This is a genomic window from Streptomyces sp. NBC_00285 (genome assembly GCF_036174265.1).
In the GTDB taxonomy this organism is placed as follows: domain Bacteria; phylum Actinomycetota; class Actinomycetes; order Streptomycetales; family Streptomycetaceae; genus Streptomyces.
Genome location: NZ_CP108055.1, coordinates 2,053,136 through 2,075,571, shown reverse-complemented (window position 1 = coordinate 2,075,571; position 22,436 = coordinate 2,053,136). Strand labels below are relative to the sequence as shown.

The window sequence follows — 22,436 nt, the reverse complement described above, 5'->3', positions numbered from 1 at the left end:
GAGCGCCATCCCCGGCGCGATAGGCTCGGCACCGTTATCTACAGGTGTTTATGAGAGCAGGTGTCAGGTGTCCGGTGGAGAGGTTGCCGGGATCCTGGTGGCCGTCTTCTGGGCGATCCTGGTCTCCTTCCTCGCCGTCGCCCTGGCGAGGCTGGCCCAGACGCTCAAGGCGACCACCAAACTCGTGGCGGACGTGACCGACCAGGCCGTCCCGCTGCTGGCCGACGCCTCCACCGCCGTGCGCTCCGCGCAGACCCAGATCGAGCGGGTCGACGCCATCGCCTCGGACGTCCAGGAGGTCACGTCGAACGCCTCCGCGCTGTCCACCACCGTCGCCTCCACCTTCGGCGGCCCCCTCGTCAAGGTCGCCGCCTTCGGCTACGGCGTGCGCCGGGCGATCAGCGGCCGCAAGGACGACATGCCTGCCAGGGAGCCCCGGCGTACCGTGATCGTGGGCCGCACGGTCTCCCGGCGGGAGAAGCGAAACCTCCGCGGAAAGAGGGACTGAGAGCCAGGATGTTCCGCCGTACCTTCTGGTTCGGCACCGGCGTCGCCGCCGGTGTCTGGGCCACCACCAAGGTCAATCGCAAGATGAGGCAGCTGACCCCCGAGAGCCTCGCCGCGACCGCGGCGAACAAGGCCATCGAGACCGGTCACCGCATCAAGGACCGAGCGGTGGGCTTCGCGCTCGACGTCCGGGACAACATGGCCCAGCGGGAGGAGGAGCTGGGGGAGGCCCTGGGCATCAACAGCGACCCCGAACTCCCCGCTCCCCGGCGCTACGCCGCCATCGAGAACCGCACCGACCCGAAGTCCGTCGACAACGACAGGACGACGTACTCGCACAACCGGAATGAGGACCACTGATGGAGTCGGCCGAGATTCGCCGCCGCTGGCTGAGCTTCTACGAGGAGCGCGGGCACACCGTCGTCCCTTCGGCGTCGCTCATCGCGGACGACCCGACTCTGCTCCTGGTCCCCGCCGGCATGGTCCCCTTCAAGCCGTACTTCCTCGGTGAGGTCAAGCCGCCGTGGTCGCGCGCGACCAGCGTGCAGAAGTGTGTGCGTACGCCCGACATCGAAGAGGTCGGCAAGACCACGCGGCACGGCACGTTCTTCCAGATGTGCGGCAACTTCTCCTTCGGCGACTACTTCAAGGAAGGCGCCATCAAGTACGCCTGGGAGCTGCTCACCAGCCCCCAGGACAAGGGTGGTTACGGCCTGGAGCCGGAGAAGCTCTGGATCACCGTCTACAAGGACGACGACGAGGCCGAGCGCATCTGGCACGAGACCATCGGCGTGCCCAAGGAGCGCATCCAGCGCCTCGGCATGAAGGACAACTACTGGTCCATGGGCGTCCCCGGACCCTGTGGCCCCTGTTCCGAGATCAACTACGACCGCGGCCCCGACTTCGGCGTCGAGGGCGGCCCCGCCGTCAACGACGAGCGGTACGTGGAGATCTGGAACCTCGTCTTCATGCAGTACGAGCGCGGCGAGGGCATCGGCAAGGACAACTTCGAGATCCTCGGCGAGCTTCCCAGCAAGAACATCGACACGGGCCTCGGCCTGGAGCGTCTGGCGATGATTCTGCAGGGCGTGCAGAACATGTACGAGATCGACACCTCCATGGCCGTCATCAGGAAGGCCACCGAGCTGACGGGCGTCGCGTACGGCGACACCCACGAGTCGGACGTGTCCCTGCGCGTGGTCACCGACCACATGCGTACGTCCGTCATGCTCGTCGGCGACGGCGTCACCCCCGGCAACGAGGGCCGCGGTTATGTCCTGCGCCGCATCATGCGCCGCGCCATCCGCAACATGCGCCTGCTCGGTGCCACCGGCCCGGTCGTGCTCGACCTGGTCGACACCGTGATCGCCATGATGGGGCAGCAGTACCCGGAGCTCGTCACCGACCGCGAGCGCATCGAGAAGGTCGCCGTCGCCGAGGAGAACGCCTTCCTCAAGACGCTGAAGGCCGGCACCAACATCCTCGACACCGCGGTCACCGAGACCAAGCAGGCGGGTGGCAAGGTCCTCGCCGGCGACAAGGCGTTCCTGCTCCACGACACCTGGGGCTTCCCGATCGACCTCACCCTGGAGATGGCCGCCGAGCAGGGCCTCTCCGTGGACGAGGACGGCTTCCGCCGCCTGATGAAGGAACAGCGGGAACGCGCCAAGGCCGACGCCCAGGGCAAGAAGACCGGCCATGTCGGCGCGGGCGCCTACCGTGCGATCGCCGACCAGGCCGGCGAGACCGAGTTCCTCGGCTACTCGGACACCGAGAGCGAGTCCACGATCGTCGGCATCCTCGTCGACGGCGCCTCCTCCCCGGCGGCCACCGAGGGCGACGAGGTCGAGATCGTCCTCGACCGCACCCCCTTCTACGCCGAGGGCGGCGGCCAGATCGGCGACACCGGCCGCATCAAGGTCGACTCCGGTGCCGTCATCGAGATCCGCGACTGCCAGAAGCCGGTACCGGGCGTCTACGTCCACAAGGGTGTCGTCCAGTTCGGCGAGGTGACCGTCGGAGCCAAGGCCCTCGCCTCGATCGACGGCCGCCGTCGTACGGCCATCGCCCGTGCCCACTCGGCCACCCACCTCACCCACCAGGCCCTTCGGGAAGCGCTCGGCCCGACGGCCGCCCAGGCCGGTTCCGAGAACCAGCCCGGCCGTTTCCGCTTCGACTTCGGCTCCCCGTCCGCGGTTCCGACGGCCGTGATGACCGACGTCGAGCAGAAGATCAACGAGGTGCTCGCCCGTGATCTCGACGTGCACGCCGAGATCCTGAGCCTGGACGAGGCCAAGAAGCAGGGCGCCATCGCCGAGTTCGGCGAGAAGTACGGCGAGCGCGTCCGGGTCGTCACCATCGGCGACTTCTCCAAGGAGCTGTGCGGCGGCACCCATGTGCACAACACCGCCCAGCTGGGACTGGTGAAGCTGCTCGGCGAGTCGTCGATCGGCTCCGGTGTCCGCCGTATCGAGGCGTTGGTCGGCGTCGACGCCTACAACTTCCTCGCCCGTGAGCACACGGTCGTCGCCCAGCTCCAGGAGCTGATCAAGGGCCGCCCGGAGGAGCTTCCGGAGAAGGTCTCCGCCATGCTCGGCAAGCTGAAGGACGCCGAGAAGGAGATCGAGAAGTTCCGTGCCGAGAAGGTCCTGCAGGCCGCGGCCGGTCTCGCCGAGTCCGCCAAGGACGTCCACGGGACCGCCCTCGTCACCGGTCAGGTCCCGGACGGCACCACGCCGGACGACCTGCGCAAGCTGGTCCTCGACGTGCGCGGCCGCATCCAGGGCGGCCGGGCCGTCGTCGTCGCCCTCTTCACCGTCAACAACGGCAAGCCGCTGACGGTCATCGCCACCAACGAGGCCGCCCGCGAGCGCGGTCTCAAGGCCGGTGAACTGGTCCGCACGGCGGCCAAGACGCTCGGCGGCGGCGGTGGCGGCAAGCCGGACGTCGCCCAGGGCGGCGGCCAGAACCCGGCCGCGATCGGTGAGGCCGTGGACGCCGTGGAACGCCTGGTCGGGGAGACGGCCAAGTAATGCGCAGAGGCCGTCGACTCGCGATCGACGTCGGGGACGCCCGCATCGGGGTCGCCTCGTGCGACCCCGACGGGATCCTCGCCACTCCGGTGGAGACGGTCCCCGGCCGGGACGTCCCGGCAGCTCACCGTCGGCTCAGGCAACTGATCGAGGAGTACGAACCGATCGAAATCGTCGTCGGTCTCCCCCGCTCCCTCAAGGGGGGCGAGGGCCCGGCCGCGGTCAAGGTCCGTGGCTTCGCCCAGGAACTCGCGCGGGGCATCGCGCCCATCGAGGTCAGGCTGGTCGACGAACGGATGACGACGGTCACGGCCAGCCAGGGGCTGCGCGCATCCGGAGTGAAATCCAAAAAGGGCAGATCGGTCATTGACCAGGCAGCCGCCGTCATCATCCTCCAGCAGGCGCTGGAATCCGAACGGGTGTCAGGTAAAGCACCCGGCGAGGGCGTCGAAGTGGTCATCTGATCGCGATACGGTAACGTTCCGCGCGATGCGGTGGCATTCGAACAGTCGCCGCACAGAAAGAGGCGGACCGGTAGCCGGGTCGTCGGAGAAGGCGACCACCACCTCGCGGCTCTAGGGGATCGATGACTGAGTATGGCCGGGGCCAAGGCTCCGAACCGTGGCATCCGGAGGACCCGTTGTACGGGGACGACGGATGGGGAGGACAGCAGGCCCCCGATGGCCAGCAGTCCCCCTACGGCGGCCAGCCGCAGCACTATCCGGAGCAGCCGCAGCAGCCGCAGTACGACAACAGCGGTGGCTGGGGTGACGGCCAGCAGGCCGCTTATGGTCAGGCGCAGCAGCAGTACCCGCAGCACGAGGGCCAGTACGACCAGCAGCAGCAGTACCACCAGCAGCAGTTCCAGCAGCAACAGCAGTACGACCAGCAGGCCTATCAGGGCCAGCCGCAGCAGCCGTACGACAACAACGGCTGGGCGAACGGCGCTCAGGGGCAGGTGCCGTACCCCACCGATCCGTCGGATCCCTACGGCCAGCAGGCCGCCGCGTACGGTGCGGAGCAGGGCGACCACTACGGCAGCCCGGACGCGTACCCGCCGCCGGAGCCGCCGAGTCGTCGGCGTGCCGAGCCGGAGCCGCAGCCGACGGACTGGGATCCCGGCCCGGACGAGGGCGAGCACGCCTTCTTCGCGGGTGGCGGGGACGACGACGAGGACGACACCGACGACCCGAAAGGCGGCCGTGGCGACCGGCGCGGCCGCAGCGGCAAGGGCAGCAAGAAACGCAAGAGCGGCTGCGCCTGCCTGGTGGTCCTGCTGGTGTTCGGCGGCGGCATCGGCGGCGTCGGGTACTTCGGCTACCAGTTCTACCAAGATCGCCTGGTCTCGGCGCCGGACTTCACGGGGGACGGCACCAGCACGAAGGTGGCCATCACGATCCCGACGGGCGCCAACGGGGCGGACATGGGCAGGCGGCTCAAGGAAGCGGGCGTGGTCAAGAGCGTCGACGCCTTCGTGACCGCGTTCACGCAGAACAAGGAGTCGGGCCGGATCCAGGCCGGCTCCTATCTGCTGAACAAGGAGATGTCCGCCAAGAGTGCCGTGGTCCTGATGCTCGACCCCAAGAGCCAGAACAACCTGATCATCAGCGAGGGCGAGCGGAACTCGCGGGTCTACGAGCTGATCGACACGCGTCTCGACCTGTCCAAGGGCACCACGGCCAAGGTCGCGAAGCAGAAGTACAAGGATGTCGGCCTGCCCGACTGGGCGCTCGGCCACTCCAAACTGAAGGATCCGCTCGAAGGGTTCCTCTACCCCTCCGCCTACGCGGTCACCAAGGGGGACAAGCCGGAGGCCGTCCTCAAGGAGATGGTCAGCCGGGCCAACGACAAGTACAAGGCACTCGGCCTGGAGAAGAAGGCCGAGGCCCTGGGTCTCGACGGCCCCTGGCAGCTGCTCACCGTGGCGAGTCTCGCGCAGGCCGAGGGCACGAGCCACGACGACTTCCGCAAGATGGCGGAGGTCGTCTACAACCGCCTCAAGCCGGGGAACCCGCAGACGTACGGCTCCCTGGAGTTCGACTCCACGTACAACTACGTCAAGAACCAGAGCAAGATCGACCTGACGATCGCCGAGCTCAAGCAGTACAACAACCCGTACAACACGTACTACGTGAAGGGTCTGCCGCCCGGCCCCATCGACAACCCCGGCGAAGAGGCGCTCAAGGGCGCGCTCAACCCGACGCACGACGGTTGGTACTACTTCATCTCGCTGGACGGCAAGACCAGCAAGTTCACCAAGACGCTCGCCGAGCACGACAAGCTCGTGCAGAAGTTCAACGCCTCACGGAAGAAGAGCTGACACCGGCGCGCCCCGGAACGCGTCTGCGTCCCGGGGTCGCGCAGGAGTCATGGGCGCTGGGGCCTGGCAATGGGCCGGAACTCGTGGACACTAGGATCCGGACAGCCTGTCAGGCAGAGGTTCTCCAGCGCGGAATGGTGGTTTCCGGATCACTGTTCGAATTTTTGAGGCTCAAGGACACCATCCATGACATCTCGGGCCGCCCGCCGGGCCGCCGTCCTCGGCAAGCCCATCGCCCACTCCCTCTCACCGGTCCTGCATCGGGCCGCCTACGAGGAACTGGGACTCACGGGCTGGTCGTACGACCGGTTCGAGCTCGACGAGGCCGCACTGCCCGGGTTCGTCGAGGCGCTCGGGCCGGAGTGGGCCGGACTGTCACTGACCATGCCGCTCAAGCGGGCGATCATCCCGCTGCTCGACGAGATCAGTGAGACCGCCGCCTCGGTGGAGGCCGTCAACACGGTCGTGTTCACGGAGGACAGCCGCCGCCTCGGCGACAACACCGACATCCCGGGAATGGTCGCCGCTCTGCGTGAGCGAGGCATCGAACAGGTCGACTCGGCAGCGATCCTCGGTGCCGGCGCCACCGCGTCCTCGGCGCTCGCCGCGCTCGCCCGGATCTGCACCGGCGAGGTCGTCGCCTACGTGCGCGGCCCGGCCCGCGCCGCCGAGATGCGGCAGTGGGGCGAACGGCTCGACATCGAGGTGCGCACGGCGGACTGGGCGGACGCGGCCGAGGCACTGCACGCCCCTCTGGTGATCGCCACCACTCCCGCCGGAGCGACGGACGCGCTGGCCCACGCCGTGCCGGAGCGCCCCGCGGCCCTCTTCGACGTGCTCTACGACCCGTGGCCGACCGAACTCGCCGCCCGCTGGTCGATGATCGGCGGGGCCGTGGTCGGCGGCCTCGACCTCCTGGTGCACCAGGCGGTGCTTCAGGTCGAGCAGATGACCGCTCTGCGGCCCGCGCCGTTGGAGGCCATGCGCAAGGCCGGGGAACACGCGCTGGCGGCCCGCTGAGGCTCTTGGCGGCCTCGGATGCAGCAGGTCGTGCTCCGGGGACGGCCCGGCAAGATCGGCTCGTCGACGGCACCGGCCGCACCCCGTCCAGCAGACCGGGCACGAGCCGGGCCCGCTCGCTGCGGCCCTTCTCCAGCGCACGAGGAACCCCACGGGCGTCGACGTCGACGCCAACGTCTACCGCTGTCGCACGAACTTCCGTATCCGGAAGGCGGCCAGGTGCGAGGCGGCGCGGATGGTCCGGGGGCTCGGTGTCCGCGTCCACGTCCGTCTGCTGGACCTGTGACCGGCTCCCGCCGTCGGACGTGGGAGGATCGGAGACGGCGGGCCGGGGCCGCGCACCTGGTCGCGCCGTTGCCGTACGCGAGGACACGCGTGCGCAGGGCAGTACCAGGGCGCGAGCACTGAGGAGCACCGTTGAGCAGGTTGCGCTGGCTGACCGCGGGGGAGTCCCACGGTCCCGCACTCGTCGCGACGCTGGAGGGCCTTCCCGCCGGCGTGCCGATCACCACGGAGATGGTGGCGGACCACCTGGCGAGGCGGCGGCTGGGCTATGGCCGCGGTGCCCGGATGAAGTTCGAGCGCGACGAGATCACGTTCCTCGGCGGGGTCCGCCACGGTCTCTCCCTCGGCTCCCCGGTCGCGATCATGGTGGGCAACACCGAGTGGCCGAAGTGGGAGCAGGTCATGTCGGCCGACCCCATCGACCCGGAGATCCTGGCCGGACTGGCGCGCAACGCGCCGCTGACCCGCCCCCGTCCCGGTCACGCCGACCTGGCGGGCATGCAGAAGTACGGCTTCGACGAGGCCCGGCCGATCCTGGAGCGGGCCTCCGCGCGGGAGACGGCGGCCCGCGTGGCACTGGGCGCGGTGGCCCGCTCCTACCTCAAGGAGACGGCCGGCATCGAGGTCGTCAGCCACGTCGTCGAGCTGGCCTCCGCGAAGGCCCCGGCCGGTGTGTACCCGACCCCGGCCGACGTGGAGAAGCTGGACGCCGACCCGGTGCGCTGCCTGGACGCGGACGCGTCGAAGGCGATGGTCGCGGAGATCGACCAGGCCCACAAGGACGGCGACACCCTGGGCGGTGTGGTGGAGATCCTGGCCTACGGCGTCCCCGTCGGCCTGGGTTCGCACGTGCACTGGGACCGCAAGCTGGACGCCCGCCTCGCCGGTGCCCTGATGGGCATCCAGGCCATCAAGGGCGTCGAGGTCGGAGACGGGTTCGAGCTGGCGCGGGTGCCGGGCTCGAAGGCGCACGACGAGATCGTGAACACCCCGGAGGGGATCCGCCGGGTATCGGGCCGCTCCGGCGGTACCGAGGGCGGGCTGTCCACCGGTGAGCTGCTGCGGGTGCGGGCGGCGATGAAGCCGATCGCGACCGTGCCGCGCGCCCTGCAGACCGTCGACGTGAGCACAGGTGAGGCGACCCAGGCCCACCACCAGCGCTCGGACGTGTCCGCGGTGCCGGCGGCCGGGATCGTCGCCGAGGCGATGGTCGCCCTGGTGCTGGCGGACGCGGTGGCGGAGAAGTTCGGCGGCGACAGCGTGCCCGAGACCCGCCGCAACGTGCGCTCCTACCTCGAGAACCTGGCGATCCGGTGACCGGTCCGAGGGTGGTGCTGGTCGGGCCGATGGGCGTGGGCAAGTCCACCGTCGGGCAGCTGCTGGCCGAGCGGCTCGGCGTGGGCTACCGGGACACCGACGACGACATCGTCGCCGTCGAGGGCCGCAGCATCGCGGAGATCTTCGTCGACGAGGGCGAGCCCGTCTTCCGGGCGATCGAGAAGCAGGCGGTGCGGCAGGCGCTGGCCGGGCACGAGGGTGTCCTCGCGCTCGGCGGCGGCTCGATCCTGGACGCGGACACGCGTGCACTGCTGGCCGGGCAGCAGGTCGTCTACCTCTCGATGGACGTCGAGGAGGCCGTCAAGCGCACCGGGCTGAACGCCGCCCGTCCACTGCTGGCGGTCAACCCGCGCAAGCAGTGGCGCGAACTGATGGAGGCTCGGCGCCATCTGTACGAGTCGATCGCCACGGCGGTGGTCGCCACCGACGGCCGTACACCCGAAGAAGTCACACAGAACGCGCTGGACGCACTGGAGTTGAAGGAAGCATGAGCGAGGCAGTGACGCGCATCCAGGTCGGCGGAACCGCGGGCAGTGAGCCGTACGAGGTCCTGGTGGGCCGTCAACTCCTGGGCGAGCTGGGCGCGTTGGTGGGGGAGAAGGTCCAGCGGGTCGCCGTCATCCACCCCGAGGCGCTGGCCGGCACCGGGGACGCACTCCGTGCCGACCTCGCCGAACAGGGCTACGAGGCCGTCGCCATCCAGGTCCCGAACGCGGAGGAGGCCAAGACCGCCGAGGTCGCCGCCTACTGCTGGAAGGCGCTCGGACAGTCCGGCTTCACCCGCTCCGACGTCATCGTCGGCGTCGGCGGCGGTGCCACCACCGACCTCGCCGGGTTCGTGGCGGCCACCTGGCTGCGGGGCGTGCGCTGGATCGCCGTCCCGACCACCGTGCTCGCCATGGTCGACGCGGCCGTCGGCGGCAAGACCGGCATCAACACCGCCGAAGGCAAGAACCTGGTGGGTGCCTTCCACCCGCCCGCCGGCGTCCTGTGCGACCTGGCCGCGCTGGACTCCCTGGCCGTCAACGACTATGTCTCCGGGCTCGCCGAGATCATCAAGGCCGGCTTCATCGCCGACCCGGTGATCCTGGAGCTCATCGAGTCCGACCCCCAGGCCGCGCGCACCCCGGCGGGTCCGCACACCGCCGAGCTCATCGAGCGCTCCATCCGGGTCAAGGCCGAGGTCGTCTCCTCCGACCTCAAGGAGGCGGGCCTCAGGGAGATCCTCAACTACGGCCACACGCTCGCCCACGCCATCGAGAAGAACGAGCGGTACCAGTGGCGGCACGGCGCCGCAGTGGCCGTAGGCATGCACTTCGCCGCCGAGCTGGGCCGGCTCGCGGGCCGGCTGGACGACGCGACCGCCGACCGGCACCGCACGGTCCTGGAGTCGGTGGGCCTGCCGCTGCACTACCGCTACGACCAGTGGCCCAAGCTGCTGGAGACCATGAAGGTCGACAAGAAGTCCCGCGGCAACCTCCTGCGGTTCATCGTCCTCGACGGGCTGGGCAAACCCACCGTCCTGGAGGGCCCGGACCCGGCCGTCCTGCTCGCCGCCTACGGCGAGGTCGGCCAGTAAGTCCCGCGACGGGCGTTCCGTCCGATTCGCCTTGCCGCAGGGGCACTTCGGGCCGCGCCCGGCCGTTTCACCAAACGACGGCCGGGGGCGGTACCGTTCGGTGGCGAGGGGGTACATGCCCCCCGGCCAGCGCCAATCAGCCTGCCGCGAGGGAGCCGGAGGGGCGCGTCGGGGACGAGAGGACGAACACGCGCGGGCCCGTGGGCCGAACGCGGTCGGACTCCCGGCACCGACGTGAGCGTCCCGGCGGTGAACGAGCCGAAAAGACGAGACGGAGTGGCACCGGATGCAGCACGCAGTGGGTTCTCCGCTGCCGCCGCCCCATCAGCCGGGGCACGGACCGGCCGCCGGCTGGTCGCCGGCCGCACACCACCCGGGGCCGCATCACCCGGGTGCACACCAGGGATCCGCTCCGCCGCCTCCGGCACCGGGTTTCGCCCCCGCTGCGGTCCCGCCCGCACCGCAGCACTCCCCGGCGCCGGTCCCGGACACCACCGGCCATGTGCCGCTGCCGCCCGGCGCCCCTGTGGGCGCCCCCAGCGCCCCGCCTGCCGCCGTGCCCGACCCCGCGGGCACCACACTCGCCGTCCTCCTGATCGGCCCGGCCGGCGCGGGCAAGACGAGCGTCGCCAAGTACTGGGCCGACCACCGCAGGGTCCCCACCGCCCACATCAGCCTCGACGACGTACGCGAATGGGTCCGTTCGGGTTTCGCCGACCCCCAGTCCGGCTGGAACGACCACTCCGAGGCCCAGTACCGCCTCGCCCGCCGCACCTGCGGCTTCGCCGCCCGCAACTTCCTCGCCAACGGCATCTCCTGCATCCTCGACGACGCCGTCTTCCCCGACCGGCCGGTCGTCGGCCTCGGTGGCTGGAAGCGGCACGTCGGCCCCGGCCTGCTCCCCGTGGTCCTGCTGCCGGGCCTGGAGATCGTCCTGGAACGCAACGCCGAACGCGCGGGCAACCGCCGCCTGACCGACGAAGAGGTCGCGCGGATCCACGGGCGGATGGCGGGCTGGTACGGCTCGGGACTGCCGATCATCGACAACAGTCAGATGGACGTACCGCAGACCGCGAGGGTCCTGGACGACGTGCTGGCACGCTCGATCGCGAGCCCGCCGAAGTGGTAGCGCCCCGAAGGGACGCGGACAGCCGCGCGACCCGCGGAGGTCCCGCGACCCTCCTCACTCGGACCTTCTCGAACAGCGACTTCCTTGTGGAGCTCCTACGCTCGAGTCATGTCAGAGGTGTACGCCACCCGTAGAGCCCGTCTGCGCGATCGCTGCCAAGCCGGTGGCAGCCAGGCCGCGCTGATCTCCCGCCCGGCCAACGTCCGGTACCTCACCGGTGCGGCCCCGCAGGGCAGTGTGCTGCTGCTCGGCAGGACCGAGGACCAGCTGGTGTGCACCGGCCCTGCGGACGACCGTCCCGGCGTCGGACATCCCGACGGCGCCGTGCGTGTCCACCACCTTCCCGGTGCCGGAGGCGACCCCGCCGTGGCCGCGGCGGACCTCGCCACAGGTCAGGGCGCGGACTCCCTTGCCGTGGAGGAAGAGCACCTCACGGTCGCCCGGCACCGGGCGATCCGCTCGGTCGTCCCCCACTTGCGCCTCGCAGACCTCGCCGGTGCGGTCGAACAACTGCGTGTCATCAAGGACGAGGAAGAGATCTCCTGCCTCCGCATCGGCGCCGAGATCGCCGACCAGGCGCTGGGCGAACTCCTGGAGTCCATCCTCGTGGGCCGCACCGAGAGACATCTCGCCCTCGAACTCGAGCGCCGGCTCGTCGACCACGGTGCCGACGGCCCGGCCTTCGCCACCTCCGTCGCCACCGGACCGAACTCCGGCAGCAGGGCCCACCGCCCCACCGACCGCCGCGTCGAGGAGGGCGACTTCCTCTCCGTCTGCCTGGGCGCGAACTACCGCGGCTACCGCTGTGAGATCGGCCGCACCTTCGTCATCGGCACCTCCCCCGCCGACTGGCAGATCGAGCTGTACGACCTCGTCTTCGCCGCTCAGCGGGCCGGACGCGAGTCACTGGCGCCGGGCGCCGCCTACCGCGACGTGGACCGTGCGGCACGTCAGGTACTGGAGGCCGCGGGCCACCACGAGGGTCTCCCGCCGCTCACCGGACACGGTGTGGGACTCGAAATCGACGAGGACCCGCAGTTGGCCCCCGCGGCCATGGGTAAACTGGACGCTTGCGTGCCGGTCACCGTCGAACCGGGGGTCCACCTCCCGGGCCGGGGCGGTGTCAGGATCGATGACACGCTCGTCGTTCGCCCCGAGGCGGACGGCGGACCCGAGCTACTCACCATCACGACCAAGGAACTGCTCGCCCTCTAGGCAGTGGCGTGCGCCGGGGTCGTCCACGTCAGTCCAGGAGATTCCGCAACCGTGGCTTCCACGAACGACCTCAAGAACGGCCTGGTGCTCAAGCTCGAAGGCGGCCAGCTCTGGTCCGTCGTCGAGTTCCAGCACGTCAAGCCCGGCAAGGGCCCGGCCTTCGTGCGCACCAAGCTCAAGAACGTGCTGTCCGGCAAGGTCGTCGACAAGACGTTCAACGCCGGCGTCAAGGTCGAGACGGCCACTGTCGACAAGCGTGACATGCAGTTCTCGTACATGGACGGCGAGTACTTCGTCTTCATGGACATGGAGACCTACGACCAGCTCATGGTCGGCCGCAAGGCTGTCGGCGACGCTGCCAACTTCCTGATCGAGGGCTTCACGGCCACCGTCGCGCAGCACGAGGGCGAGGTGCTCTTCGTCGAGCTGCCGGCCGCCGTCGAGCTCGTCATCCAGGAGACCGAGCCGGGCGTCCAGGGCGACCGCTCCACCGGTGGCACCAAGCCCGCCATCCTGGAGACCGGCCACCAGATCAACGTGCCGCTCTTCATCACCACCGGTGAGAAGATCAAGGTCGACACCCGCACGAGCGACTACCTCGGCCGGGTGAACAGCTAACCGTGGCTGCCCGCAACACGGCCCGCAAGCGCGCCTTCCAGATCCTCTTCGAGGGCGACCAGCGCGGTGTCGATGTCCTGACGGTCCTCGCGGACTGGATCCGGCTCTCCCGGGAAGACACCCGGCAACCTCCGGTGAGCGAGTACACGATGCAGTTGGTCGAGGGCTACGCGGAATACGCGAAGCGCATCGACGAGCTGATCTCGCAGTACTCGGTCGGCTGGACGCTGGACAGGATGCCGGTCGTCGACCGCAACATCCTGCGCCTGGGCGCCTACGAGCTGATCTGGGCCGACGGCACCCCGGACGCCGTGGTGCTCGACGAGATGGTCCAGCTGGCGAAGGAGTTCTCCACGGACGAGTCACCCTCGTTCGTGAACGGCCTGCTGGGCCGTCTCAAGGACCTCAAGCCGTCGCTGCGCCGGGACGAGGCGTGATCCGGGGCGCCTGAGACCGCGCATCGCCTGAGGGCCCGCAGCGTGACTGCTGCGGGCCCTCAGGCGTATCGGGACGGGCGAGGCCCACCAGGCGCGCAGAAAGCCGCCGGGGTGGCCGGAACCGTGAAGGTCCGGCCACCCCGGCGGCACGTTTCTGCTGAGACTGGGAGCGGCTCAGCTGTCCTCGTGGGACACCGCGCGACGCGCGTCCGCGTCCAGCACGCCCCAGCTGATCAGCTGCTCGGTGAGGACCGAGGGCGACTGGTCGTAGATGACCGCGAGTGTGCGCAGGTCGTCCTGGCGGATCGAGAGCACCTTGCCGTTGTAGTCGCCGCGCTGGGACTGGATCGTCGCCGCGTAGCGCTGCAGGGGGCCCGCCTTCTCGGCCGGGACGTGGGCCAGCCGCTCCAGGTCCAGGACCAGCTTCGGCGGCGGCTCGGCGGCCCCGCCCGGAGTGGTGCCGGGCAGCAGCTCCTGCACCGGGACCCCGTAGAAATCCGCCAGCTCGGCAAGGCGCTGCACGGTCACCGCGCGGTCGCCACGCTCGTACGAACCGACCACGACCGCCTTCCAGCGCCCCTGGGACTTCTCCTCGACTCCGTGGAGGGAAAGGCCCTGCTGGGTGCGGATGGCCCGGAGCTTGGCCCCGAGCTGTTTGGCGTATTCGCTGGACATATAGCTCCCCGGACACTGGATCGGCGCGGCTGAGTGTTCCCGAGTCGCGCGTCTGGTAACTCACTGTGAGGTTACGCAGCGTGACTCTCTTGCGTCAAGCCGAATGGTCCACACCGACTCTTCCGGGGAAGGCGTGTCCGATTAGGCCAAGGGGGTGATCAGGGACGTCGACCGGCCTGCTACCGTGGTTGGCGCAAATCCGACGTCCTTTAAGGTCCGTCCCGTGAGGCGGAGAAGGAGGTCCGTTTCTTATGGACAAGAAGCAGGATCCGCAGGCCGCCGACCCCCGGCCCGTTCTCGAGGGCCCCGACATCGCCCGTGTGCTGACCCGTATCGCCCACGAGATCGTCGAACGCGCCAAGGGCGCCGACGACGTGGTGCTTCTCGGCATTCCCACTCGAGGCGTCTTCCTCGCCCAGCGGCTCGCCGCCAAGCTGGAGGAGATCACCGACCGCAAGATCCCGGTCGGTTCGCTCGACATCACCATGTACCGCGACGATCTGCGCATGCATCCGCCGCGTGCGCTGGCCCGCACCGAGATCCCCGGTGACGGCATCGACGGCCGCCTGGTCGTCCTGGTCGACGACGTGCTCTTCTCCGGCCGCACCATCCGTGCCGCCCTGGACGCACTGAACGACATCGGGCGCCCCCGCGCGGTGCAGCTCGCGGTCCTCGTCGACAGAGGGCATCGCGAACTGCCCATCCGCGCCGACTACGTCGGCAAGAACCTCCCCACGTCGTTGCGGGAGACGGTCAAGGTCCAGCTCGCCGAGGAGGACGGTCGCGACACCGTGCTGCTCGGCGTGAAGCAGACCTAGCAGCACGCCGGGCGGTCGCGTCTCCTGGCGCGCCCGCGCACTCCCGGCTGCGCTCTCCGGAAAACACTCCCGGACCCCCGACTCCCCTGAACTGCCTTACGGAGCCTGACAGATGCAGCGTCATCTCATCTCGGCCGCCGACCTCACCCGCGACGACGCCGTCCTGATCCTCGACACCGCCGAGGAGATGGCCCGGGTCGCCGACCGGCCGATCAAGAAGCTGCCGACCCTGCGCGGCCGCACGATCGTCAACCTCTTCTTCGAGGACTCCACGCGCACGCGTATCTCCTTCGAAGCCGCCGAGAAGCGCCTCTCCGCGGACGTCATCAACTTCACCGCGAAGGGATCCTCGGTCTCCAAGGGCGAGTCCCTCAAGGACACCGCCCAGACCCTGGAGGCCATGGGCGTCGACGCCGTCGTCATCCGGCACGGAGCCTCCGGCGCCCCTTACCGGCTCGCCACCTCCGGCTGGATCGACTCGGTCGTCATCAACGCCGGCGACGGCACCCACCAGCACCCGACCCAGGCCCTGCTGGACGCGTTCACCATGCGCCGCCGGCTCGTCGGACGGGACGCCGGCCTCGGCCAGGACCTCGCCGGCAAGCGCATCACCATCGTCGGCGACGTCCTGCACAGCCGTGTCGCCCGCTCCAACGTCGACCTGCTGCACACCCTCGGCGCCGAGGTCACCCTCGTCGCCCCGCCCACCCTGGTACCGGTCGGCGTCGAGACCTGGCCCTGCGAGGTGTCGTACGACCTGGACAGCACGCTCGCCAAGTCGGACGCGGTGATGATGCTGCGCGTGCAGCGCGAGCGCATGAACGCCGCGTTCTTCCCGACCGAGCGCGAGTACTCCCGGCGCTACGGCCTGGACGGCGACCGCATGGCGCGGATGCCGGAGCACGCCATCGTGATGCACCCCGGCCCGATGGTGCGCGGCATGGAGATCACCGCCGAGGTGGCCGACTCCGACCGCTGCACCGTCGTGGAACAGGTCGCAAACGGAGTCTCCATCCGGATGGCCGTTCTGTACCTGCTGCTCGGGGGCAACGAGCCCGCCGTCTCCCACACCCGTACCGAGGAGAAGTAAGACCCATGAGCAAGATTCTGATCCGCGGTGCGAAGGTCCTCGGCGGCGAGCCGCAGGACGTGCTGATCGACGGCCCGGTCATCGAGGCGGTCGGTACCGGGCTCCAGGAGGAGGGCGCCGAGGTCGTCGAGGCCGCGGGCAAGGTGCTCCTCCCGGGCCTCGTCGACCTGCACACCCATCTGCGCGAGCCCGGCCGCGAGGACTCCGAGACCGTGCTGACGGGCACGCGCGCGGCGGCCTCCGGCGGCTACACCGCCGTGTTCGCCATGGCCAACACCTTTCCCGTCGCCGACACCGCCGGTGTGGTCGAGCAGGTGTACCGGCTCGGCCAGGAGCACGGCTACTGCGACGTACAGCCCATCGGGGCCGTCACCGTCGGACTGGAGGGCCGCAAGCTCGCCGAGCTGGGGGCCATGCACGAGTCGGCGGCCGGTGTCACCGTCTTCTCCGACGACGGCAAGTGCGTCGACGACGCCGTGATCATGCGCCGCGCGCTGGAGTACGTGAAGGCCTTCGGCGGGGTCGTCGCCCAGCACGCGCAGGAGCCACGGCTGACCGAGGGCGCCCAGATGAACGAGGGCGTCGTCTCGGCCGAGCTCGGGCTCGGGGGCTGGCCCGCGGTGGCCGAGGAATCGATCATCGCCCGGGACGTCCTGCTCGCCGAGCACGTCGGGTCGCGCGTCCACATCTGCCACCTGTCGACCGCCGGGTCCGTCGAGATCGTCCGCTGGGCCAAGTCCCGCGGCATCGACGTCACCGCCGAGGTGACCCCGCACCACCTGCTCCTCACCGACGAGCTGGTGCGGTCGTACAACCCGGTCTACAAGGTGAACCCGCCGCTGCGCACCGAGCGGGACGTGCTCGCCCTGCGCGAGGCGCTCGCCGACGGCACGATCGACATCGTCGCCACAGACCACGCCCCGCACCCGCACGAGGACAAGGACTGCGAGTGGGCCGCGGCCGCCATGGGCATGGTCGGCCTGGAGACCGCGTTGTCAGTGGTGCAGGAGACCATGGTGGACACCGGGCTCCTCGACTGGGCCGGTGTCGCCGAGCGCATGTCCGTCCAGCCCGCGAAGATCGGGCAGGCGGGGGGCCACGGCCGCCCCGTCTCGGCTGGTGAGCCCGCCAACCTCACGCTGGTCGACACGGAATACCGTGGGTCGGTGGACCCCGCGGGCTTCGCCTCGCGCAGCCGCAACACTCCGTACGAGGGGCGTGAGCTGCCGGGCCGCGTCACGCACACGTGGCTCCGGGGCAAGGCCACGCTCGTCGACGGGAAGCTCACGTGACATCACTCACCCTGCTGGCCAACCTCGCTTCCGACAAGAAGTCGGCCGAGGTCACCGACTGGGCCGCCCGCGTGGGCTGGCTCGTCGGCCTCGCCCTCTTCGTCGCGCTCGTCTACTGGCTGATGCGCGAGGGCTGGAAGTGGCGTGGCACGCTCCAGGGCGACCTGCCCGAGCTCCCCACCGCGCCGGACGGCCCGGGCCCGGCGAAACTGGGCATGAGCGGCCGCTACCACGGCTCCACCACCGCGGGACAGTGGCTCGACCGGATCGTCGCGCACGGCCTCGGCACCCGCAGCCGGGTCGAGCTCACGCTGACGGATCAGGGACTGGACGTGGTGCGCCCCGGCGCGACGGACTTCTTCATCCCCGCCGACGCCCTGCGCGAGGCCCTGCTGGGCAAGGGCATCGCCGGGAAGGTCCTCACCGAGGGCGGCCTCCTCGTCGTGACCTGGGCCCACGGCGAGCGGCTGATCGACTCGGGATTCCGCTCGGACCACGCGGCGGAGCACACCGAGTGGGTCGACGCCATCAACTCCATGATCAACAAGACGGAAACGGAAGGCGCACGATGACGACCTCCACGAAGGGGAACGCCTCGCAGAGGAAAGAGGTGTCTCCCGCGGTACTCGTCCTGGAGGACGGCCGGGTCTTCCGCGGCCGTGCCTACGGGGCCGTGGGGGAGACCTTCGGCGAGGCCGTCTTCTCCACCGGCATGACCGGCTACCAGGAGACCCTGACCGACCCGTCGTACGCCCGCCAGATCGTCGTCGCGACCGCCCCGCAGATCGGCAACACCGGCTGGAACGACGAGGACGACGAGTCCCACCGCATCTGGGTCTCCGGCTACGTGGTGCGCGACCCCGCGCGTGTGCCGTCCAACTGGCGCGCCAAGCGCTCCCTGGACGACGAGCTGGTCGCGCAGGGCGTCGTCGGCATCAGCGGCATCGACACCCGCGCGCTCACCCGCCATCTGCGCGAACGCGGCTCCATGCGCGCCGGGGTCTTCTCCGGCGAGGCGATCGCCCCCGAGTCCGAACTCGTCGCGCGTGTGCAGGCCCAGCCGCACATGAAGGGCGCCTCGCTGTACGAGGAGGTCGCCACCAAGGAGACGTACGTCGTCCCCGCGATCGGCGAGAAGAAGTTCACCGTCGCCGCGATCGACCTCGGCATCAAGGGCATGACCCCGCACCGCATGGCCGAGCGCGGCATCGAGGTGCACGTCCTGCCCGCCACGGCGAGCTTCGAGGACGTCTACGCCGTGAACCCCGACGGCGTGTTCTTCTCCAACGGCCCCGGCGACCCGGCCAGTGCCGACGGGCCGGTCGCGCTCATGACCGCCGTCCTGGAGCGCAGGACGCCGCTGTTCGGCATCTGCTTCGGCAACCAGATCCTGGGCCGCGCCCTCGGCTTCGGCACCTACAAGCTGAAGTACGGCCACCGGGGCATCAACCAGCCCGTGCAGGACCGGACCACCGGCAAGGTCGAGGTCACCGCGCACAACCACGGCTTCGCCGTGGACGCCCCGCTCGACAAGGTCAGCGAGACCAGGTTCGGTCGGGTGGAGGTCTCGCACGTCTGCCTGAACGACAACGTCGTGGAAGGACTCCAACTGCTCGACCAGCCGGCCTTCTCCGTCCAGTACCACCCCGAAGCGGCCGCGGGCCCGCACGACGCCGCCTACCTGTTCGACCGCTTCACCTCTTTGATGAACACAGTCCTGTTGGAGGGCCAGCGTGCCTAAGCGCACCGATATCCAGTCCGTCCTGGTCATCGGCTCCGGCCCGATCGTCATCGGCCAGGCCGCCGAGTTCGACTACTCCGGCACCCAGGCGTGCCGCGTCCTCAAGGCCGAAGGCCTGCGCGTCATCCTCGTCAACTCCAACCCGGCGACGATCATGACCGACCCGGAGATCGCCGACGCCACCTACGTCGAGCCGATCACCCCGGAGTTCGTCGAGAAGATCATCGCCAAGGAGCGCCCCGACACGCTGCTGCCCACCCTGGGCGGCCAGACGGCCCTCAACACGGCGATCTCGCTGCACGAGGCCGGCACCCTCGACAAGTACGGCGTCGAACTGATCGGCGCCAACGTCGAGGCGATCAACAAGGGCGAGGACCGCGACCTCTTCAAGGGTGTCGTGGAGGAGGTCCGCAAGAAGATCGGGCACGGCGAGTCCGCCCGCTCGGTCATCTGCCACACCATGGACGACGTCATCCAGGGCGTCGAGACGCTCGGCGGCTACCCGGTCGTGGTCCGCCCCTCCTTCACCATGGGCGGCGCCGGCTCCGGCTTCGCGCACGACGAGGAGGAGCTGCGCCGCATCGCCGGCCAGGGCCTCACGCTCTCGCCGACCACCGAGGTGCTCCTGGAGGAGTCCATCCTCGGCTGGAAGGAGTACGAACTGGAGCTGATGCGCGACAAGCACGACAACGTCGTGGTCGTCTGCTCCATCGAGAACTTCGACCCGATGGGAGTGCACACCGGGGACTCCATCACCGTCGCGCCCGCGATGACGCTGACCGACCGCGAGTACCAGCGGCTGCGGGATGTCGGCATCGCGATCATCCGCGAGGTCGGCGTCGACACCGGCGGCTGCAACATCCAGTTCGCGATCGACCCGGTCGACGGCCGCGTCATCGTCATCGAGATGAACCCCCGCGTCTCGCGTTCCTCGGCGCTGGCCTCCAAGGCGACCGGTTTCCCGATCGCCAAGATCGCGGCGAAGCTGGCCGTCGGCTACACCCTGGACGAGATCCCCAACGACATCACCGAGAAGACCCCGGCGTCCTTCGAGCCGACGCTCGACTACGTGGTCGTCAAGGCCCCGCGGTTCGCCTTCGAGAAGTTCCCCTCCGCCGACTCCACCCTCACCACCACCATGAAGTCGGTCGGCGAGGCCATGGCGATCGGCCGCAACTTCACCGAGGCCTTCCAGAAGGCGCTGCGCTCGCTGGAGAAGAAGGGCAGCCAGTTCACCTTCGTGGGCGAGCCCGGCGACAGGACCACCCTCCTGGAGGAGTCCGTACGGCCCACCGACGGCCGTATCAACACCGTCATGCAGGCCATCCGCGCGGGCGCCACGCCCGAGGAGGTCTTCGAGTACACGAAGATCGACCCCTGGTTCGTCGACCAGCTCTTCCTGATCAAGGAGGTCGCGGACGAGCTGGCCGAGGCGCCCGAGCTGACGCGTGAGCTGCTCGCCGAGGCCAAGCGGCACGGCTTCTCCGACCAGCAGCTCGGCGAGATCCGGGGTCTGCGCGAGGACGTCGTCCGCGAGGTGCGGCACGCGCTCGGCGTGCGCCCGGTCTACAAGACCGTCGACACCTGCGCCGCCGAGTTCGCCGCGAAGACGCCGTACTTCTACTCCTCCTACGACGAGGAGAGCGAGGTCGCCCCGCGGACCAAGCCCGCGGTGATCATCCTGGGCTCGGGCCCGAACCGCATCGGCCAGGGCATCGAGTTCGACTACTCCTGCGTGCACGCCTCCTTCGCGCTGTCCGACGCCGGTTACGAGACGGTGATGGTCAACTGCAACCCGGAGACCGTCTCCACGGACTACGACACCTCCGACCGGCTGTACTTCGAGCCGCTCACCCTGGAGGACGTCCTGGAGATCGTCCACGCGGAGCAGCAGGCGGGGCCGGTCGCGGGTGTCATCGTGCAGCTCGGCGGGCAGACCCCGCTGGGCCTGGCGCAGGCGCTCAAGGACAACGGCGTGCCGGTCGTCGGCACCCCGCCCGAGGCGATCCACGCCGCCGAGGACCGGGGCGCCTTCGGCCGCGTCCTCGACGAGGCAGGCCTCCCCGCCCCCAAGCACGGCACCGCCACCACCTTCGCCGGCGCCAAGGCCATTGCGGACGAGATCGGCTACCCGGTCCTCGTACGGCCCTCCTACGTGCTCGGCGGCCGCGGCATGGAGATCGTCTACGACGAGACCCGCCTGGAGTCCTACATCGCCGAGTCGACCGAGATCAGCCCCTCGCGGCCGGTCCTGGTCGACCGCTTCCTGGACGACGCGATCGAGATCGACGTCGACGCCCTCTACGACGGCCAGGAGCTGTACCTCGGCGGTGTGATGGAGCACATCGAGGAGGCCGGCATCCACTCCGGCGACTCGGCGTGCGCACTGCCGCCGATCACCCTGGGCGGCCACGACATCAAGCGGCTCCGGGCCTCGACCGAGGCCATCGCGCGCGGAGTGGGCGTGCGGGGGCTGATCAACATCCAGTTCGCGATGGCCGGGGACATCCTCTACGTCCTCGAAGCCAACCCGCGCGCGTCCCGCACCGTCCCGTTCACCTCGAAGGCGACCGCGGTGCCGCTCGCCAAGGCCGCCGCCCGGATCTCGCTGGGCGCGACCGTCGCCGAGCTGCGGGCCGAGGGGCTCCTTCCGGCCAACGGCGACGGCGGCGAGCTCCCGCTCGACGCGCCGATCTCCGTCAAGGAGGCCGTCATGCCGTGGTCGCGCTTCCGCGACATCCACGGCCGCGGTGTCGACACCGTCCTCGGCCCGGAGATGCGCTCCACCGGCGAGGTCATGGGCATCGACTCCGTCTTCGGCACGGCGTACGCCAAGTCGCAGGCGGGCGCCTACGGCCCGCTGCCGACCAAGGGCCGGGCGTTCATCTCGGTCGCCAACCGGGACAAGCGCTCGATGATCTTCCCGGCGCGCGAGCTGGTCGCCCACGGCTTCGAACTCCTCGCCACCTCCGGCACCGCCGAGGTCCTCAAGCGCAACGGCATCAACGCCATCGTCGTCCGCAAGCAGTCCGAGGGCACCGGCCCGAACGGCGAGAAGACCATCGTCCAGCTCATCCACGACGGCGAGGTCGACCTCATCGTCAACACCCCGTACGGCACCGGTGGCCGCCTCGACGGCTACGAGATCCGTACGGCGGCCGTGGCACGGTCGGTCCCGTGCCTGACGACGGTCCAGGCGCTCGCCGCCGCCGTCCAGGGCATCGACGCCCTCAATCACGGTGACGTGGGAGTCCGTTCGCTCCAGGAACACGCGCAGCACCTGACCGCGGCCCGCGACTAGCAGCCTTGAGGGGGACACCGGAAACGGTGTCCCCCTCTT

20 protein-coding genes are annotated in these 22,436 nt (G+C 69.9%); 19 read left to right on the top strand and 1 reads right to left on the bottom strand.

The genetic code is table 11. The annotated features are described in order from the left end of the window. Nucleotides 1-67 precede the first annotated feature (67 nt). The 13 genes from OHT57_RS09440 to nusB all read left to right on the top strand — a co-directional run bounded on the left by OHT57_RS09440 (nt 68) and on the right by nusB (nt 13,480). On the top strand, nt 68-508 hold the full coding sequence (locus OHT57_RS09440) for a DUF948 domain-containing protein (RefSeq protein ID WP_328745629.1): 441 nt from the start codon (nt 68-70) through the stop codon (nt 506-508). A gap of 8 nt (nt 509-516) precedes the next feature. After that, nucleotides 517-867 carry a hypothetical protein gene (locus OHT57_RS09435; protein WP_328745628.1) on the top strand — a complete coding sequence of 117 codons (351 nt, stop codon included), beginning with the start codon at nt 517-519 and terminating at the stop codon, nt 865-867. Further along, the gene (alaS, locus tag OHT57_RS09430; RefSeq protein WP_328745627.1) at nt 867-3,539 is read left to right on the top strand and encodes an alanine--tRNA ligase; all 2,673 of its coding nucleotides are present in this window, start codon (nt 867-869) and stop codon (nt 3,537-3,539) included. Before OHT57_RS09435 ends, alaS begins: the two co-directional genes overlap by 1 nt. Continuing rightward, complete coding sequence (gene ruvX, locus OHT57_RS09425) at nt 3,539-4,003, top strand: Holliday junction resolvase RuvX (RefSeq protein WP_328745626.1); 465 nt, start codon at nt 3,539-3,541, stop codon at nt 4,001-4,003. Before alaS ends, ruvX begins: the two co-directional genes overlap by 1 nt. 122 nt (nt 4,004-4,125) lie before the next feature. Then, nucleotides 4,126-5,859, top strand: a complete 1,734-nt coding sequence (gene mltG / locus OHT57_RS09420; RefSeq protein ID WP_328745625.1) for an endolytic transglycosylase MltG — start codon at nt 4,126-4,128, stop codon at nt 5,857-5,859. 186 nt (nt 5,860-6,045) lie between these two features. Then, nucleotides 6,046-6,879 carry a shikimate dehydrogenase gene (locus tag OHT57_RS09415; protein WP_328745624.1) on the top strand — a complete coding sequence of 278 codons (834 nt, stop codon included), beginning with the start codon at nt 6,046-6,048 and terminating at the stop codon, nt 6,877-6,879. Nucleotides 6,880-7,296: 417 nt separating this feature from the next. Beyond that, nucleotides 7,297-8,481 carry a chorismate synthase gene (aroC, locus tag OHT57_RS09410; RefSeq protein WP_328745623.1) on the top strand — a complete coding sequence of 395 codons (1,185 nt, stop codon included), beginning with the start codon at nt 7,297-7,299 and terminating at the stop codon, nt 8,479-8,481. A gap of 29 nt (nt 8,482-8,510) precedes the next feature. After that, nucleotides 8,511-8,993 (top strand): shikimate kinase, encoded by a 483-nt coding sequence (locus OHT57_RS09405; protein WP_443053605.1) that lies wholly within the window; start codon nt 8,511-8,513, stop codon nt 8,991-8,993. After that, nucleotides 8,990-10,081, top strand: a complete 1,092-nt coding sequence (gene aroB, locus OHT57_RS09400; RefSeq protein ID WP_328745621.1) for a 3-dehydroquinate synthase — start codon at nt 8,990-8,992, stop codon at nt 10,079-10,081. The genes OHT57_RS09405 and aroB overlap by 4 nt, the downstream gene beginning before the upstream one ends. Nucleotides 10,082-10,367: 286 nt before the next feature. Continuing rightward, nucleotides 10,368-11,210 (top strand): Pro-rich N-terminal domain-containing protein, encoded by an 843-nt coding sequence (locus tag OHT57_RS09395; RefSeq protein ID WP_328745620.1) that lies wholly within the window; start codon nt 10,368-10,370, stop codon nt 11,208-11,210. 108 nt (nt 11,211-11,318) lie between these two features. Beyond that, nucleotides 11,319-12,425 carry an aminopeptidase P family protein gene (locus OHT57_RS09390; protein WP_328745619.1) on the top strand — a complete coding sequence of 369 codons (1,107 nt, stop codon included), beginning with the start codon at nt 11,319-11,321 and terminating at the stop codon, nt 12,423-12,425. A gap of 51 nt (nt 12,426-12,476) precedes the next feature. Beyond that, nucleotides 12,477-13,043 (top strand): elongation factor P, encoded by a 567-nt coding sequence (gene efp / locus OHT57_RS09385; protein WP_328745617.1) that lies wholly within the window; start codon nt 12,477-12,479, stop codon nt 13,041-13,043. A 2-nt stretch (nt 13,044-13,045) separates the two neighbouring features. Beyond that, a complete protein-coding gene (nusB, locus tag OHT57_RS09380) occupies nt 13,046-13,480 on the top strand; it encodes a transcription antitermination factor NusB (RefSeq protein WP_328745616.1) in 435 nt (144 codons plus the stop codon). 174 nt (nt 13,481-13,654) lie between these two features. Here the strand turns inward: nusB and bldD are convergent, their stop codons facing one another. Beyond that, the gene (bldD, locus tag OHT57_RS09375; protein WP_007380685.1) at nt 13,655-14,155 is read right to left on the bottom strand and encodes a transcriptional regulator BldD; all 501 of its coding nucleotides are present in this window, start codon (nt 14,153-14,155) and stop codon (nt 13,655-13,657) included. A gap of 251 nt (nt 14,156-14,406) precedes the next feature. On the opposite strand from bldD, the gene pyrR reads away from it, so the two are divergent. The 6 genes from pyrR to carB all read left to right on the top strand — a co-directional run bounded on the left by pyrR (nt 14,407) and on the right by carB (nt 22,397). Further along, a complete protein-coding gene (gene pyrR / locus OHT57_RS09370; protein ID WP_328745615.1) occupies nt 14,407-14,973 on the top strand; it encodes a bifunctional pyr operon transcriptional regulator/uracil phosphoribosyltransferase PyrR in 567 nt (188 codons plus the stop codon). A gap of 112 nt (nt 14,974-15,085) precedes the next feature. Then, on the top strand, nt 15,086-16,063 hold the full coding sequence (locus OHT57_RS09365) for an aspartate carbamoyltransferase catalytic subunit (protein WP_328745614.1): 978 nt from the start codon (nt 15,086-15,088) through the stop codon (nt 16,061-16,063). 5 nt (nt 16,064-16,068) lie between these two features. Then, nucleotides 16,069-17,355, top strand: coding sequence for a dihydroorotase (locus OHT57_RS09360; protein ID WP_328745613.1), 1,287 nt, complete (start codon nt 16,069-16,071; stop codon nt 17,353-17,355). Further along, complete coding sequence (locus tag OHT57_RS09355; protein ID WP_328745612.1) at nt 17,352-17,927, top strand: PH-like domain-containing protein; 576 nt, start codon at nt 17,352-17,354, stop codon at nt 17,925-17,927. The genes OHT57_RS09360 and OHT57_RS09355 overlap by 4 nt, the downstream gene beginning before the upstream one ends. Then, nucleotides 17,924-19,096, top strand: coding sequence for a glutamine-hydrolyzing carbamoyl-phosphate synthase small subunit (carA, locus tag OHT57_RS09350; RefSeq protein ID WP_328745611.1), 1,173 nt, complete (start codon nt 17,924-17,926; stop codon nt 19,094-19,096). Before OHT57_RS09355 ends, carA begins: the two co-directional genes overlap by 4 nt. Next, nucleotides 19,089-22,397, top strand: coding sequence for a carbamoyl-phosphate synthase large subunit (gene carB, locus OHT57_RS09345; RefSeq protein ID WP_328745610.1), 3,309 nt, complete (start codon nt 19,089-19,091; stop codon nt 22,395-22,397). Before carA ends, carB begins: the two co-directional genes overlap by 8 nt. The last annotated feature ends 39 nt before the right edge of the window (nt 22,398-22,436 follow it).

What these genes read in the sequence shown, in the direction of transcription:
- OHT57_RS09435 (WP_328745628.1), top strand. Translation starts at nt 517, where the DNA reads ATGTTCCGCCGTACCTTCTGGTTCGGCACCGGCGTCGCCGCCGGTGTC.
- alaS (WP_328745627.1), top strand. Translation starts at nt 867, where the DNA reads ATGGAGTCGGCCGAGATTCGCCGCCGCTGGCTGAGCTTCTACGAGGAG.
- ruvX (WP_328745626.1), top strand. Translation starts at nt 3,539, where the DNA reads ATGCGCAGAGGCCGTCGACTCGCGATCGACGTCGGGGACGCCCGCATC.
- mltG (WP_328745625.1), top strand. Translation starts at nt 4,126, where the DNA reads ATGACTGAGTATGGCCGGGGCCAAGGCTCCGAACCGTGGCATCCGGAG.
- OHT57_RS09415 (WP_328745624.1), top strand. Translation starts at nt 6,046, where the DNA reads ATGACATCTCGGGCCGCCCGCCGGGCCGCCGTCCTCGGCAAGCCCATC.
- OHT57_RS09405 (WP_443053605.1), top strand. Translation starts at nt 8,511, where the DNA reads ATGGGCGTGGGCAAGTCCACCGTCGGGCAGCTGCTGGCCGAGCGGCTC.
- aroB (WP_328745621.1), top strand. Translation starts at nt 8,990, where the DNA reads ATGAGCGAGGCAGTGACGCGCATCCAGGTCGGCGGAACCGCGGGCAGT.
- OHT57_RS09395 (WP_328745620.1), top strand. Translation starts at nt 10,368, where the DNA reads ATGCAGCACGCAGTGGGTTCTCCGCTGCCGCCGCCCCATCAGCCGGGG.
- OHT57_RS09390 (WP_328745619.1), top strand. Translation starts at nt 11,319, where the DNA reads ATGTCAGAGGTGTACGCCACCCGTAGAGCCCGTCTGCGCGATCGCTGC.
- bldD (WP_007380685.1), bottom strand. Translation starts at nt 14,155, where the DNA reads ATGTCCAGCGAATACGCCAAACAGCTCGGGGCCAAGCTCCGGGCCATC.
- pyrR (WP_328745615.1), top strand. Translation starts at nt 14,407, where the DNA reads ATGGACAAGAAGCAGGATCCGCAGGCCGCCGACCCCCGGCCCGTTCTC.
- OHT57_RS09365 (WP_328745614.1), top strand. Translation starts at nt 15,086, where the DNA reads ATGCAGCGTCATCTCATCTCGGCCGCCGACCTCACCCGCGACGACGCC.
- OHT57_RS09360 (WP_328745613.1), top strand. Translation starts at nt 16,069, where the DNA reads ATGAGCAAGATTCTGATCCGCGGTGCGAAGGTCCTCGGCGGCGAGCCG.
- carA (WP_328745611.1), top strand. Translation starts at nt 17,924, where the DNA reads ATGACGACCTCCACGAAGGGGAACGCCTCGCAGAGGAAAGAGGTGTCT.